This is a genomic window from Saccharopolyspora sp. NPDC045941 (assembly GCF_056431445.1).
Genome location: NZ_JBWKKU010000172.1, coordinates 1 through 1,090 on the forward strand (window position 1 = coordinate 1; position 1,090 = coordinate 1,090).

Below are 1,090 nucleotides of genomic sequence, written 5' to 3' on the forward strand. Positions count from 1 at the left end.
TGAGCAGAACTCCGCGGGCCATCGCGCTCGAACACGGCCGCACCCGTTTGACCTACGAGGAGCTCAACACCCGCGCGAACCAACTCGCACACCACCTCATAGCGCACGGCGTCGGCCTGGAGTCGCGAGTTGCGCTGCTGCTCGGGCGATCGGTGGAGATGATCGTTGCCATCCTCGCGGTGGCGAAGGCAGGTGGCGCATACGTTCCGGTCGACCCGACGTACCCGCGAGAACGAATTGGCTTCATGGTGGCGGACAGCGCCGCCGCGCTGGTGCTCACGAAGTCCGAGTTCGTCGACCTGCTACCGGAGGAAACGCCGAAACTGGTGCTTGACGAACCGGACGTGGCGGGTGCGGTCCACCGGTCCCCGGAGGCGTCGCCGGAGGTGGAGGTGCCTACTGGCGCCGCCGCATACGTGATCTACACGTCGGGATCGACGGGGCGACCGAAGGGCGTAGTTGTCCCGCACACCGGGTTGGCCGGGCTGGCGCAGACCCAGGTGGAGCGTTTCGAGCTGACCGGCGAATCGCGGGTCTTGCAGCTGGCATCACCGAGTTTCGATGCCGCTGTGCTGGAAGTGTTGATGGCCTTCGCCGCCGGCGGAACCTTGGTCGTCCCGCCGGTTTCGGGGGTGTTGACCGGCGCGGAGCTGGTCGACGTGCTCGCCGAGCAGCGGATCTCGCACGCACTGATCCTCCCGTCGGTGCTGGCGAGCATGCCGGTGGTGGAACTGCCGTCGTTCCGGACACTGCTGGTCGGCGGCGAAGCGATCGGCAGCGAGCTGGTCCGGCAGTGGGCTCCGGGTCGGCTGATGCTGAACCTGTACGGGCCCACCGAGGCCACGGTATGGGTGACCTCTGGATCGCTGGGCGTGCACTCGGACGAGCCGATCATTGGCGGTCCCACCGTCAATACGCGGGTCTACGTGCTGGATGGCCGCATGCGGCTGGTGCCGCCGGGTGTGGTGGGGGAGTTGTACGTCGCGGGTGTGGGTTTGGCGCGGGGGTACGGGGGTCGTGCGGGGTTGACCGCTGGCCGGTTCGTGGCGGATCCGTTCGGCCCGGTCGGGTCTCGGATGTTCCGGACGGG

General features: G+C 68.1%; 1 protein-coding gene. It reads left to right on the forward strand.

What is annotated here, in order from left to right:
- Window positions 1-1,090 (forward strand): amino acid adenylation domain-containing protein (locus tag AC07FN_RS45930; protein ID WP_478401391.1); only part of this gene is annotated, 1,090 nt, incomplete at both ends.